Genomic DNA, 15113 nt, shown 5'->3' with positions numbered 1-15113 from the left:
GGGTTTAACGGCGCGGGCTTATTTGAAGTCCACGTCGAAGGCTTGATAAAACGCGTTGCCGGTGTTGGCGACGATCCACATCAACACGATCACATGCTTGCCCTTTTTGTTGGCCGGCAGTTTCACTTCGTGATTGACCTTGGCCTTCAGTTCACCTGCATGGCTGAAGTACGGCACCTGGGTGTAGAAGTCTTCGGCGAACGGCTGGGTTTCCAGTTGTGCGCGGGTGATGCGCTGTTTCGGATCCCAGCCATCCTTGGTGATCAGCCAGCGATAGCCACGGGTAGTGTGCGGCGCGGTGTATTCCCAGGTGACCTTGAAGGTCTGACCCGGGTCGACATTGAGCAGCGGCCAGGTGAAGGCGCGGTTGAGTTTCTTGGCCATTTCCTCGTTGGTGAAGTTGACGCAGTCACGCGCATCGGTCTTGCCGCCGCTGAGGATGAAGCCGTCGGCTGGTGGGGTGACGCTGTCACTGTCGGTTTGATAAGGCGCCGGGAACGGACCGGCAATCAGTGCCGGAAAGTTCTTGCCGCCTTCCATTTCATTGACCTGCCAGGTAGCCAGCAGGCCGAGATCCACGGCGACGGCGCCACGGCTGGAAGGGGACGTGACACGACCATGACGAAGAGGTGTCTGGGTGTGTGGTTGGTTCATTTTTGACTCCATTGATTTGATTAAGAACTCTCCTTTCTTGAAGGAGAGAACCTCAAACTAACGAAGCTGCTTTTTTTTTCCACCGGCCCGTTTCTCGCTCATTTTCTTCTGATGAGACGACCACCCCCAAAACACTGTATATAAAAACAGTATTATGGAAATAACCTACGTAACTAGAGGGCAATTTCCTACAAATCAAGGCGCAAATAACCACACTTTCGATCAAAATCGCCTTTGCCCTCTCCTAAGGGATGCTCGTGTGCATGTGATGAGGCATTGGCCTGGCGGCGCGAAAGTTCGGTGCCCGCGCCAAGGCACCCTCGTCGATGCCGCAATTATTCATGCTCCCAACTCACCCAAGAATGCGGCAGGCCAGCGTGATCCTGAGAGGCAGCATACCCACGTGCCACCTGGCTAAAGGCCCCTATCGGCGCCGATGTGGATGCAGCGTTGAGCAATGCTGAAAGTCGTTTTCGTTTCGACTCACAGCACGCTCACCGCCAGGGGCTCCAGGTTTCCTTACAGCCCCTCCAACTCCGCCATCAAATCACTCAACCGGTCCACCTTCTCGGCGCTGATTTCATTCGCCGCCAACCCCTCGATGTACTCGGCCAACTCCGCCACCGTGCTGCACTCGAACATCGCCCGCAACGGTACATCCCGCTGCAGGCTTTTCTGCACCCGAGAGGCAATCTGTGTGGCCAGCAACGAGTGCCCACCCAGCTCGAAGAAGTTGTCCTGTACGCCCACCCTGTCGACTTTCAGCACCTCGGCCCAGATAGCCGCCAACGTGGTTTCCAGTGCGTTGCGCGGCGCCAGGTAGTCCTGGCTGTGCAACTGGCCGATCTCCAGGGTCGGCAAAGCCTTGCGGTCGAGTTTGCCGTTGGCGTTCAGCGGCAGGCGCTCGAGCCATAACCAGTGCAGTGGCACCATGTATTCCGGCAGCTCAGCACGCAGGCGTTGCTTGATGCGGTCCAGGCGATCGCTCGGGTTGAGGCTTTCATCCCCCGCCACCAGGTAACCCACCAAGTGCTTGCCGTTGACGCCCTCTTGTACCCCCACCGCGGCGTCACGCACCTGCGGCTGTTCATGCAGACGCGCTTCGATTTCACCCAGCTCGATGCGGTAGCCGCGAATCTTCACCTGGTGGTCGATACGCCCCACATATTCCAACACGCCATCGCTGCGCCGACGTGCCAGGTCGCCGGTGCGGTAGAGACGCGCGCCCGGTGCGCCAAACGGGTTGGGCACAAACACCTGCGCCGTGCGCAACGGGTCGCTGACGTAACCACGGCCCACGCCGGTACCTGCCACACACAGCTCGCCGACCGCGCCCTGTGGCACCAACTCCAGTGCGCCATCGAGCACGTATAACCGGTTGTTGTCGGTCGGGGTGCCAATCGGCAAATAAGTGCCTTGGGTTGACGCCAGATCGACGCGGAAGAACGCCACATCATCCGAACATTCCGCCGGGCCATAAGCGTTGACCAGGCCTATGTCTGGATAACGCAGCAACCATTGGTGCGCCAGCTCCGGCGGCATCGCTTCGCCCGTCGGCAGCATCCAGCGCAGGCCGTCCAGGCTCATGCGTTCCTGGACGAGCATGCCCTGGATCAGCGACGGTACGCTTTCCAGCACAGTAATACCCTGGGCCTGTACATGGGCCAGCAAACCTTGCGGGTCATGGGCAAGGGTGTTCGGCACGATATCGATCCGCGCGCCAAACAGCGGCGCAGCGAGGAACTGCCACACGGAAATATCGAAGCTTTGCGAAGCGGTCTGGGCGATCACATCCGTCGGGCTCAGGTCCAGATAAGGCACCTTGCTCAACTGGTTATTGAGCATGCCGCGCTGTTCGACCATCACGCCCTTGGGCAGGCCGGTGGAGCCCGACGTGTAGATCAAGTAGGCGAGGTTGTCCGGGCCACTGTAGACACCTGGATTTTCCCCACGCCCCGGCACTTCCTCCCACACCAACAGCTGGCAGTCGGTACCGTCCAGCAGCTCAATCGCCTGCTCGCGGCACGCCTCGGTGCACACCAGCAACGGCGTACGGCTCAAGTCGATAATCCGGCTCAAGCGCTGGCTGGGCAGGCCTGGGTCCAGCGGCAGGTAACCGGCGCCGGCCTTGAAGCTGCCGATGATCATGCCCAGCAGGTCGAGGTTACGCTCGGCCAGCAACGCCACCGGCTGGTCCAGGCCAACGCCTGCTGCGATCAGCGCGTGACCCAAACCGTTACTGCGCCGGTTCAACTCGGCATAGGTCCATTGCTGGTCAAGGCAGCTGGCGGCGATGCGCTGCGGATGCTCGGCCACCTGCGCCTCGAACAGCTCGACATAGCTGCGCTCCAGCGGGTAGTTATGCGCGCTCTGGTTACACCCCTCCAGCAGGAATTCACGCTCTTGCTCGCCGATCAGCGGCAGGTCGGCCATGTCGCCATGAAAGCCCTGCACCAGCGCCAGCAGCAAGCGCTTGAACTCGCCGAGCATGCCCTGCACGGTGCTTTCGTCGAAGTAACGCTGGTCGTAGGACAAGTGCAAACCGAGGTCATCGCCCGGGTAGCACACTGCGGTCAACGGGAAGTTGGTGTGGGTGCGGCCGGAATCCGAGGTGGCATTCAGGCTTTGCGCGCGGTCCAGCACCGAGACCTCCACCGGCGCGTTCTCGAACACGAACAGGCTGTCGAACAGCGGTTGGCCCTTGGGCAATTCGCTGTGCTCCTGAATGGTCACCAGCGGCAGGTACTCGTACTCGCGCAGCTGCATGTTGCTGTCTAGCAAGCCGCTCAACCACTGGCGCACGCTGCAGCGCTGACCGTCTTCAGGCAGTTTCACCCGCAGCGCGATGCTGTTGATGAACAGGCCGACGGTGCGTTGCATCTCGGGCATGTCCACCGGGCGCCCGGCCACGGTAACGCCGAACAACACGTCACGCTCGCCACTCAAGCGACGCAGCACCAACGCCCATGCCGCCTGGGCGAAGGTGTTGACGGTCAGTTGATGGGCCTGCGCCAGTTCACGCAGTTGCGCACCGTCGCGTGCCTCAAGGCGGGTGTAGCAGTCGCCCACCACCATGCCGCCGCTGTGGCCCGCATGTTCACGCAGGAACGGCCGGTCGCTCGGGATCGGTGTGGTGCGCTCGAAACCTTGCAGGTTGTGCTGCCACCACTGGCGTGCCTGGGCGAGGTTCTGGCGTTGCAGCCAGGCAATGTAATCGCGATAGCGCGGCGGTGTGGCCAACTGTGCTTCGCGACCTTCGCCCAAGGCCATGTAAATTTCAAAGAAGTCATTCATTAGCAGCGAACGGCACCAGGCATCGATGAGGATGTGGTGGTTGCTCATCATGAACCAGTAGCGCGCTTCACCGACGCGGATCAGGCGCAGGTGAAACGGCGCCTGGTTGAGCAGATCGAAACCGGCTTCCCGCTCGGCCTTGAGCAAGGCTTGCAGACGGGGTTCCTGTTCACTTTGCGGATCGGCGCTCCAGTCCAGGTACTCGATCGGCGTGCTGCCCGGCTTGTGGATCACTTGCAGCATGTCTTCGCCGACGTTCCAGCAGAACGATGCGCGCAAGGCTTCGTGACGCGCGATCACCGCCTGCCAGGCTTGGGCAAACCGCTGCGGGTCGAGCGCGCTGTTGATGCGGTAGCGGTCCTGCATGTAGTAAAGGCCCGTGCCGGGTTCCAGCAGGGTGTGCAGCAGCAGGCCTTCCTGCATCGGCGTCAGCGGGTACACGTCTTCGATGGCGCTGGCCGGCACCGGCAGGCTGTCGAGTTGTGGTTGGGTCAGGTGCGCCAGCGGAAAGTCCGACGGCGTGAGGCCGCCGGCAGCGTCGCTCAGGCAATGCGCGATCAGGCTTTGCAGTTCGTCCAGGTAAGCCTGGGCCAGTTCGCGAATGGTCTGTTGATCGTGGCGCTCGCGGCTGAAGGTCCAGCGCAGCACCAGTTCGCCGCCGTACACCTGGCTGTCGACGCTCAACTCATTGGGCAACGGCGCCTCTGAGTCATGCGCCAGGCCGGCGGGCTCATCCAGCGGGTGGAACAGCGCATCGGCACCGAAGCTCTGGTCGAACTGGCCGAGGTAGTTGAAGGTGATGTCGGCGCTTGGCAGTGCAGCCATGGTCTGCTTGCACAGATCGTCCGCCAGGTAACGCAGCACGCCATAGCCCAAACCTTTGTGCGGCACGCCGCGCAGTTGCTCCTTGATCGCCTTGATCGAGGCGCCCTGCTCTGCTTGCGGGGTCAGGCGCAGTGGGTAAGCACTGGTAAACCAGCCGACGCTGCGGGTCAGGTCGATGTCATCAAACAAGGTTTCACGGCCATGGCCTTCCAGCTGGATCAGCGCGCAATCGTGACCACTCCAGCGGCACAGCACACGGGCAAGAGCCGTCAGCAGCAGGTCGTTGACCTGAGTGCGATAGGCGCTTGGCGCCTGTTGCAGCAACTGGCGGGTATGTTGCGCGTCCAGGCGCACGCTGACCGTGTCGGCATCACGAGTGAGCAGCGAACCGTGTGGGCGATCCACCGGCAATACCGCCGCAGGACCGGCCAACCGGTCTTGCCAGAGGCTCAACTCTTCACGCAGGGATTCACTGCTCGCATAGGCCTGCAAACGCGCAGCCCAATCGCGCAAGGCGCTGGTCTTGGCCGGCAAGCTGACCGATTGGCCGTCGCTCAGTTGGCGATAGACCGTTTGCAGGTCTTCAAGTAATACGCGCCACGACACGCCATCCACCACCAGGTGGTGAATCGCGATCAGCAGGCGTTGCTGACCCTGCGGGCCATCTACCAGTAAAGCGCGCAGCAGCGGGCCGTGTTCGAGGTCAAGGCTGCGTTGGGTGTCGGTGAACAGCGCGGTGCACTGCGCCATATCGCGCACCTGCGCCTGCATCAGCACGCCACCTTGCGGCACGGCCATGTGCTCGGCGTGCCATTGGGCATCGCGCGGCGTAAAGCTCAAGCGCAGGGCGTCGTGGTGTTCCAGTACCGCCAACAGCGCTTGCTCCAGGCGATGAGGGTCGAGCAGTTGCAGCGGTTTGAGCAGCAACGCCTGGTTCCAGTGCTGACGATTCGGCATCGCGGTATCGAAGAACCAATGCTGGATCGGCGTCAGGCCGGAGCTGCCCGTCAGCACCCCTTGTTCGGCGCTGACCCGCTCGGACCGCGTGGCCACGGCCGCCAGGGTTTGCACGGTCTGATGCTGGAACAGGTCGCGCGGGCTGAAGTGAATCCCGGCCTGCCGCGCACGGCTGACCACCTGGATCGACAGAATCGAGTCGCCGCCCAGTTCAAAGAAATTATCGTCCAGGCCGACTTGCTGCACGTTCAACACGGCGCACCAGATCGCGGCCAGGGTGTGCTCCAGTTCGTTGCGTGGCGCCACGTAGTGTTGGCGGTTCGCCTCCGGGTCCGGTTGCGGCAAGGCGCGGCGGTCGAGTTTGCCGTTGGCGGTCAGCGGCATGCTGTCCAGCACGATCAGGTGCGCAGGCACCATGTAGTCCGGCAGTTGCGTCTTGAGGTGTGCCTTGAGCGCGTCGCGCAGCGTGGCGTGGTCGGCGTCGCTGACCAGGTAAGCCACCAGCTGTTTGCCGCTCGGCGAATCCAGTGCCAGCACCACCGCTTCGCGCACCGCTTGGTGTTCCAGCAGGCGGGTTTCGATTTCGCCCAGCTCAATGCGGAAACCGCGAATTTTCACTTGGTGGTCGATACGGCCCAGGTACTCCACCAGGCCGTCGGCGCGTTGGCGCACCAGGTCGCCGGTGCGGTACAAACGCCCGCCATTCGTAGCAAACGGGTCGGCGACAAAACGCTCTGCGGTCATGCCCGGGCGCTGGTGGTAACCCTGCGCCAGACCGGCCCCGCCGACATACAACTCGCCGGTCGCACCTTGCGGCACCAGCGCCAGGTCGGCGTCGAGAATGTAGGCCACGCGGTCGCCAATGATGCTGCCGATCGGCACGCTGCCAGCGCCCTCTTCCAACTGCTCCGGCGCCAGACTGGCCAGCGGCATGACCACGGTTTCGGTCGGGCCGTAGGCGTTGAAAAACACCTCGGGCTGGAAGGCTGCGCGGATACGCTGCAGGTGTTCGCCAGTCAGCGCCTCGCCGCCGGTGATGCACATGCGCACCGGCAAGGTTTGCTGCTGAGTCGCCAGCCACTGCGCCAACTGGCTGCCATAGCTTGGGGTGAAACCGAGGATATTGATGCGATGGGTGCGAATCAGCGCACAGATTTCTTCGGCATCCCACTGGCCCTGGGCCCGCACAACCACCTGCGCACCGCTGAGCAGCGGCACCAGCAAACGCTCGGTGGCGGCGTCGAAGTTGATCGAATAAAAGTGCAGTTCGCAATCGTCCGCACGCATGCCAAAGCGCTCGATCACCGCCTGGCAATGCATGGCGATTTCACCGTGGGACACCACCACGCCTTTCGGCTTGCCGGTGGAACCTGAGGTGTAGATCAAGTACGCCTGATGCTGCGGCAAGCTGATAAAGGGCAGCTCGTCGGCCGGGTAATTGGCGAGCACCGGCAGGTCATCTTCCAGGCACCAGCACGCCACCGTCGCCGGCAGTTCACCGAGGGCTTCGAACATCGCCGCATCACTGAGCAGCAGCCCGATGCCGCTGTCTTCGATCATGTAGTGCAAGCGGTCCAGCGGGTATTCCGGGTCCAGCGGCACGTAGGCGCCACCGGCCTTGAGGATCGCCAACAAGCCAATCACCATTTCCAGAGAACGCGGCAACGCCAGGCCGACGCGCACCTGTGGGCCGACGCCGCGCTCGCGCAGCATCCACGCCAGGCGATTGGCGCGGGCGTCCAGTTCGCGGTAGGTCAGCGTTTCTCCTGCAAAAGTCAGCGCCGGTGCATCGGCACGCTGGATCGCCTGCTGACTGAACAACTGATGGATGCACTGATCGAGGCGATGCTCCCCCGCTTCCACACCGAGGCTGTCCTGCAACACGCGCTGCTCGACGGCGGTCAGCAACGGCAGTTCGCTGAGACGCTGTTGCGGGTTGGCAATCAACGCTTCCAGCAGGTTGCGCCAATGCTCGGCCATGCGCGCAATGCGCGGCGCGTCGAACAGGTCGGTGCTGTAGGTCAGGCAGCAACCCAGGCGATGGTCGAGGTCGGTGACTTCCAGGTTGAGGTCAAACTTGGTCGCGCGCGCATCGTTGGCCAGGTACTCGACGGTCATGCCGGCCAATTGGCGGCTCTGCTGGAATTCCCAGCGCTGCACGTTGCACATCACCTGGAACAGTGGGTTGTAGGCCGCGCTGCGCGGTGGTTGCAGGGCTTCTACCAAATGATCGAACGGCAGGTCCTGATGGGACTGGCCTTCGATCACGGTGTGGCGTACCTGCTCGAACAATTCAGCGACATTCATCTGCCCATTGAGCTGGCAACGCAGCACCTGGGTGTTGAGGAACGCGCCGATCAGCCCTTCGCTTTCCGGGCGAATCCGGTTGGCCACCGGCGCGCCGATGCGCAGGTCGGTCTGGCCGCTGTAGCGGTAGAGCAACACGGCCAGGGTGGCGGTCATGGTCATGAACAGAGTCAGGCCGCGTTCGGCATTGAAGGCGCGCACGCGGGCGGCCAGTTCATCGCTCAGGTCAAAGCGGTACAGCTCGCCCTGATGGCTTTGCACCGGCGGACGCGGGCGGTCGCCGGGCAATTCGAGCAGTGGATGCTCATGTCCAAGCTGCCCGATCCAGTAGTCCAGCTGGCGCTGGCGCTCACCGGACTCCAGCCATTGGCGCTGCCACACGCTGTAGTCGAGGTACTGCACCGGCAACGGCGCCAGCGGCGAGTCGCGCTCGTCGATAAAGGCCTCGTACAGCGCGCTGAGTTCACGCGCGAAGATGTCCATCGCCCAGCCTTCGGTGACGATGTGGTGCAGGGTCAGCACCAGGTAGTGTTCCTGCTCGCCGGCCTTGACCAGACACGCGCGCAGCAATGGCCCGGTTTCCAGGTTGAAAGGCGTATGGGCTTCGTGGTCGGCCAGTTGTTGCAGGCGCAGCTGACGCTCGGCTTCATTGAGCGCCGAGAAATCCTGCCAATCCATGCGCAGTCCGGTTTGCCTGGCGACTTTTTGCTGGGCCACGCCGTCGACGCTCGGGAAGGTTGTGCGCAAGGTTTCGTGACGCATGATCAGGGCTTGCAACGCCGCCTCGAACCGCCCCACGTCCAGCACGCCACGCAGGCGCGCCATGCCGCCGACGTTGTAGGCCGGGCTGTCCGGCTCCATCTGCCAGAGGAACCACATGCGCTGCTGGGAATAGGACAGCGGCACCGGCGCGCTGCGGTCGACCTTGGCGATAGCGGTTTGCTGGTTGCGCTGGCCCGAGGCCTGGATCAGGCCGACTTGCTCGGCAAAGGCGCCCAGCTCGCTGGCTTCGAACAAGGTGCGCAGCGGCAGCTCGACGTCGCAGGCCTGGCGGGTGCGCGAGATGATTTGCGTGGCCAGCAACGAGTGGCCACCGAGGGCGAAGAAGTCGTCGCCCAGGCCAATGCGAGGCAGGCCGAGGACTTCGCGCCAGATCGCCGCAATCTGCTGCTGCAATGGGGTTTGGGGTTCGATGTGTTCACGGGTTTGCCACACCGGCGCCGGCAATGCACGGCGGTCCAGTTTGCCGCTGGGGCTCAGCGGCATCGCATCCAGACGCATCAGTTGCGCGGGCACCATGTATTCCGGCAGCTCGGCGGCCAGGGCGGTTTTTACCTGCTGCTCGTTCAGTGCGGTGCTGGCGGTGTAGTAGCCGATTAACTGCTGGTCACGCACCAGCACCACGGCTTGGGCAATGCCGTCCATGGCCAACAGGCGTGCTTCGATTTCTTCCGGTTCCACGCGAAAGCCACGCAGTTTGACCTGCTGATCGAGCCGGCCGAGGTATTCGAGTACGCCGTCAGCGCTCCAGCGCACGCGGTCACCGGTGCGGTACAGGCGTGTGCCCGCCTCGCCCGATGGGTCGGCGACGAAACGTTCGGCGGTCAGCCCGGCGCGGCCGAGGTAACCGCGCGCCAGGCCGATGCCGCCGATGCACAATTCGCCCGGCACACCGGCCGGCAATGGGTTGAGGTGTTCGTCCAGCACGCGACAGATCACATTGCCCAGCGGCCGGCCAATCGGCGAGCGTTCGCCGTCTTCGGCCTGGCACTGCCAGTGGGTGACGTTGATCGCGGTTTCCGTCGGGCCATAACGGTTGTGCAATTTCACCGCCGGCAACTGTGCCAAGACGCGGTTGCGCAGTTCGGCGGGCAAGGCTTCACCGCCTGAGAACAGGCGGCGCAAGCTGGTGCAATCGGCCACCAGCGGCTCATCGATAAACAGCTGCAACAGCGGCGGCACAAAGTGCAGGGTGGTTACGCCGTGTTCCTGCACCAACTGCGCGATGCGGTGCGGGTCGCGATGCTCGCCGGGGCCGGCCAGCACCAGGCGGCAACCGGTGATCAATGGCCAGAAGCACTCCCATACCGACACGTCGAAACTGATCGGCGCTTTTTGCATCAGCACATCGGTGTCGTTGAGTTGATACGTGGCTTGCATCCACTGCAAACGCTCGGCCAGCGCCGCATGGGTATTGCCCACGCCCTTGGGTTGGCCGGTGGAGCCGGAGGTGTAAATCACGTAGGCGAGGTTGTCGCCATGCAGATGCAAACCCGGTGCCTGGGTCGGCCAGCTGTCGAGGTGCAGGCTGTCCATGGCGATCACGCACACGCCTTCGGGTGCCGGTAGCAACTCGAGCAGTGCGGTTTGGGTCAACAGCAGGTGCACGCCGCTGTCCTGGAGCATGTAGGCCAGGCGGTCGGCGGGGTAATCCGGGTCGAGCGGCACATAGGCGCCACCGGCCTTGATGATCGCCAGCAGGCCGATCAACAGTTGCGGCGAGCGTTCGGCGGCGATGGCCACGCACACATCCGGGCCAACGCCCTTGTCGCGCAGGTAATGGGCCAGGCGATTGGCCTGGGTGTGCAGTTGGGCGAAGCTCAGGTTGCCGTCCTGCCAGACCAGCGCGATGTTGTCCGCGGTGTGTTGGCTGAGCAGCTCGGGCAGCCACTGCTGCGCCGGCGTGCACGGCGCTTCACTCCACGGCTGTTGTTCGTCGGTTTGCATCAGCTGCAAGTCGCCGATGGCCTGTTGCGGTTGCTCGCACACGGCGTGCAGCACGTTGATGAAGTGCTCGGCGAGACGCTGAATGGTTGCGCGGTCGAATAATTCGTCGGCGTAGTCGAACGACAGGCTCAAGCGCCCGTTGCGGTCTTCTTCGCTGTGCAGTTGCAGGTCGAACTTGGCCTCGCGGCTGTGCCATGGCAACTCATCGGCGAGCATGCCCGGCAGGCGGCGCAAGGCACTCAGGTCGCGTTGCTGGTGGTTGAACATGACTTGGAACAGGCCCTGTTCGCGGGCATGGGGGAAGGCTTCCAGCAGTTGCTCGAACGGCAGGTCCTGATGCGCCTGGGCGCCCAGCGCAGCCTGACGGGTGGCCGCCAATAATTGATTGAACGGCAGGCGCCCGTCCAGCTCGGCGCGCAGCACCAGGGTGTTGATGAAGAAACCGATCAGGCCTTGGGTTTCCTGGCGCGGGCGGTTGGCATTCGGCACGCCGATGCGGATATCGCGCTGGCCGCTGTAGCGGTAGAGCAGGCTTTGAAACGCCGCCAGCAGCAGCATGAACGGGGTGGCTTGGTGGTCTTGGGCGGTCTGGCGAATCGCTGCACTGAGGCCGGCATCCAGGCGCACGCTATGGCGCGACGCGCTGTGGCGTTGTTGCGCCGAGCGCGGATGGTCGGTGGCCAGGCTCAGGCTCGGATGCTCCTCGCCCAACTGGGTTTTCCAGTACGCCAGTTGCCGCTGGCCTTCGCCTTCAGCCAGCCATTGGCGCTGCCAGCTGCCGTAGTCGGCGTATTGCAGGGCCAGTGGCGGTAGCTCCAAAGTCTGGCCTTGCGTCGCGGCGGCATACAGGCGCGAGAATTCGTCGATGAGAATATTCAGCGACCAACCGTCGGCGATGATGTGGTGCAGCGTCACCAGCAATTGGTGGTCTTCATCGCCCAGGCGCACCAGGGTCACCCACAGCAATGGGCCTTTTTCCAGGTCGAACTGGGTGCGCGCTTCGTCTTCGCGGATCTGCTGCGCGCGAGCCTCACGCTCGGCGTCAGGCAGGTCGCTGAGGTCGATAATTTGCAGGTCGAATTCGACGCTTGCCTGCACACGCTGGAAGGCCTGACCGTCGCGCTCGTAGAAACGCGTACGCAGGGCTTCATGACGCTCGATCAAGTGCTGGAAGCTGGCGCGCACGGCGCCTTCGTTCAACTCGCCGCGCAAACGCAAGGCGCCAGGGATGGTGTAGGCGCTGCTCTGCGGGTCGAGTTGCCAGGTGATCCACAGGCGGTTTTGCGCCAGGGATTGCGGCAAGTCGTCCTGGCGCGACAAGGCATGAATCGCGCCTTGAGCAACGCCGCCGTCCTGCTGCAATTGCGCAACGCTTGCGGCAAAGCTCGCAAGGGTCGGCGCTTCGAACAGCATGCGCAGGTTCAGCTCCAGCCCCAGGGTTTCGCGCAGGCGCGCGACCACTTGGGTGGCGGTGATGGAGTTACCGCCGAGCAGGAAAAAGTGGTCATCGGCCGCGACGGTTGCGAGCTGTAACTGCTCGCACCAGATTGCGCCGATCTGGCTTTGCAGTTCGGATTCCAACACCGCATCGCTCACGTGCGCTTGCAGCTCGGGGAACTGCGCATAGCTGTCGAGGCTGCCGTCGGCGTGGCGGATCGCGCAGGCTGAACGCTGTACCTTGCCGCTGGACGTCTTCGGCAAGGCGCCGGGGTTGAGCAGTACCACCACGCTCGGGGCTTGTTGATACGCCTCGGCCACGGCCTGGCGGATGGCTTTGATCAGCGCCTCGGGCGGCAGGATTTTCTGCACGCTGCGGCTGATTTCGGCGGCGATGCCGATGCCTTCCAGGCCCTGGTCATTCACTGCAAAAGCGGCGACGCGGCCCTTGCGCACCACTTCCACTTCGCGCTCGATGGTGTGTTCGATGTCCTGCGGGTACAGGTTATGGCCGCGCACGATCAGCAGGTCTTTGAGGCGGCCGGTGATGTACACCTGGCCCTCACGGATAAAACCCAGGTCGCCGGTGCGCAGCCAGGTGCGGTCGGCGTGCTGTACAAACGTCTTGGCCGACGCTTGCGGGTTGCGCCAGTAGCCGTGGGCGATGCTCGGGCCGCTGGCCCACAGTTCGCCGACGTGGTTATCCGGCAGTTCGCTCAGCGTGTGCGGGTCGGCGATCAACACCGCGTGCTCCGGCTGGCTGGTGCCGCAGCTCATGATCGCGTTGCCCTGCCCCGGTTCGGCGCGGTTGGCGGCCAACGCCTGTTCATCCAGGCGCAAGGCCGGGATACCGTGGCCGCGGGTGCCGCCAGCGACGAACAGGGTCGCCTCGGCCAGACCGTAGGAGGCGAAGAAATTGTTCGGGGTGAAGCCACACGTCGCGAATTTCTCGGCGAAGCGTTCCAGGGTATCGAGGCGGATCGGTTCAGAGCCCGAATAGGCCACGCGCCAGGAGCTCAAGTCGAGGCGCTCCAGGGCTGATTCGCTGACCCGCTCGCTGCACAGGCGGTAGGCGAAATCCGGGCCACCGCTGATGGTGCCGCGGTATTCACTGATTGCCTCCAGCCAACGCAGCGGCCGACCAAGGAAGTACGCCGGCGACATCAACACGCACGGCACGCCGCTGAAGATCGGTTGCAGCAGACCGCCGATCAGGCCCATGTCGTGGTACAGCGGCAGCCAGCTGACGATGACGTCATCCGGGTTGAGGTCGATGCCGAAGCCACGACGGATCAGCACTTCGTTGGCCACCAGGTTGCCGTGGCTGACTTGCACGCCTTTGGGCAATGCGGTGGAACCGGAGGTGTATTGCAGGAAGGCGATGTCATCGGCGTGCAGTTCGGGTTCGACCCAGCGCTCGGCGAGCTGTGCCTCCAGGGTGTCGACGCTCAGCACCGGGGGTGCGTTTTCGATCTGCGCCAGGCCGTCGCCGAGGCTGGCGATGGTCAGCAGCACGCGCGGTTCGGCGTCACTGATGATCGACAACAAGCGCTCCTGATGATGCCGGCGCGTGGACTCTGGCGGATACGCCGGCACTGCGATGACCCCGGCGTACAGGCAGCCGAAAAACGCCGCAACGTAGTCCGGGCCGCTGGGGAACAACAGCACCGCGCGCTCGCCCAACGCCACATTGGCCTGCAAGGCGGCGGCGACCGTGCGGGCGCGCTGGTCCAGGTCACGGTAGCTGAGCACAACGTTTTGCTCGGCGCAGTCGGCGAGGAAGCGCAGGGCCACGTGGTCCGGGGTCTGCGCGGCGCGACGTTGAAGGGACTGGACCAGAGTGCGGGGAAGTTCGAAGGCGTCCATCATGGGGTTCCTGCCTGAAATCGGCTTACGGGAAAATCGAGAAATAGAGAGCGCTTAGCCGGCGGCCAGCTGCCGCGCCGCGCCATTGCGCCAGCGTGCGAGGTGCTCCTCGGCGTAGCGCCGCAGGCAACGCAGCACGGCGCTTTCGTGCTGCACGAGAAAGAAGTGGTGGCCGTCAAACATGTCCAGGGAGAAGCCACTGGCGGCGTCAGCCTGCCAGTCAAGCAACTGGTCGGCGCGTACGCTGTCTTGCTTGCCGCCAAACACGTGGATCGGCATGCCCAGCGGTTCGCGCTGGCCGTAGGTGAAGCTGCCGCAGAGCAGGAAGTCGGCGCGCAGTATCGGCAGCATCAACTGCATCAATTCGGGGTTGGCCAGGGCCTCTTCGGCGGTGCCCTGCAGTTCGCGCAGGCGGGCGATCAGTTGTTGGTCAGTTTTTTCAACGGCGTAGTCGCTCACATCACGGCGCGCCGGGCCGGCAGTGCCGGAGGCAAACAACGCCAGCGGCTCAGGCACACCGCGCTCGCGCAGGGCGTGGGCCAATTCGAAAGCGAGCAGGCCCCCGAGACTGTGGCCGAACAGGGCATACGGGCCGTTCAGGTCACGGCTGATTTCATCCGCCAACTGCGCTGCCAAGGCCTTGATGTCGCGCTGCAACGGCTCATCCATACGCATGCCGCGCCCCGGCAATTCCAGTGGGCACACTTGCAACCACTCCGGCAGGGCCCGACGCCAACGCGCATAGACCATGGCGCTGGCCCCCGAATAGGGCAGGCAAAACAGGCGCAGTCGGGTGGCGGCACTCATCGGTTGAGCGCTCTCATCAGGCTGAGGGCGCCCGATAGGCTAAAGGCTCCAATCTGAAACACGCTGTATGCACCGTACAAACCCATGTCGTCCTCCTGCGGGCGCTGATCCTTGGCCGTTTGTTAACGGACCTGTCACCCATGAGAACGGACGGTGCCGGCAAATAATTAGTCTGCGGGCAAGCGCGAGACCGGGTTCACACCTTTCAGAGAGGCATAAGATTAGTTCGTCTTCTCATT

General features: G+C 63.5%; 3 protein-coding genes. All 3 read right to left on the bottom strand.

Going from position 1 to position 15113, the window contains the following annotated elements; all coding sequences use genetic code 11:
* Nucleotides 1-18: 18 nt before the first annotated feature.
* Nucleotides 19-654, bottom strand: a complete 636-nt coding sequence (locus AACU78_RS14495) for a lytic polysaccharide monooxygenase auxiliary activity family 9 protein (protein WP_106576496.1) — start codon at nt 652-654, stop codon at nt 19-21.
* A 519-nt stretch (nt 655-1173) separates the two neighbouring features.
* Nucleotides 1174-14070 carry a non-ribosomal peptide synthetase gene (locus tag AACU78_RS14490; RefSeq protein WP_106576495.1) on the bottom strand — a complete coding sequence of 4299 codons (12897 nt, stop codon included), beginning with the start codon at nt 14068-14070 and terminating at the stop codon, nt 1174-1176.
* A gap of 51 nt (nt 14071-14121) precedes the next feature.
* On the bottom strand, nt 14122-14874 hold the full coding sequence (locus AACU78_RS14485) for a thioesterase II family protein (protein ID WP_106576494.1): 753 nt from the start codon (nt 14872-14874) through the stop codon (nt 14122-14124).
* Nucleotides 14875-15113 lie beyond the last annotated feature (239 nt).

Source organism: Pseudomonas sp. R9.37, from assembly GCF_963878885.1.
In the GTDB taxonomy this organism is placed as follows: Bacteria; Pseudomonadota; Gammaproteobacteria; order Pseudomonadales; family Pseudomonadaceae; genus Aquipseudomonas.
Note: the sequence above shows the minus strand (reverse complement) of the source record. Positions and strands in the feature narration are given on the sequence as shown.

Coding starts and splice junctions, on each gene's coding strand:
- AACU78_RS14485 (WP_106576494.1), bottom strand. CDS start 14,874: ATGAGTGCCGCCACCCGACTGCGCCTGTTTTGCCTGCCCTATTCGGGG.
- AACU78_RS14495 (WP_106576496.1), bottom strand. CDS start 654: ATGAACCAACCACACACCCAGACACCTCTTCGTCATGGTCGTGTCACG.
- AACU78_RS14490 (WP_106576495.1), bottom strand. CDS start 14,070: ATGATGGACGCCTTCGAACTTCCCCGCACTCTGGTCCAGTCCCTTCAA.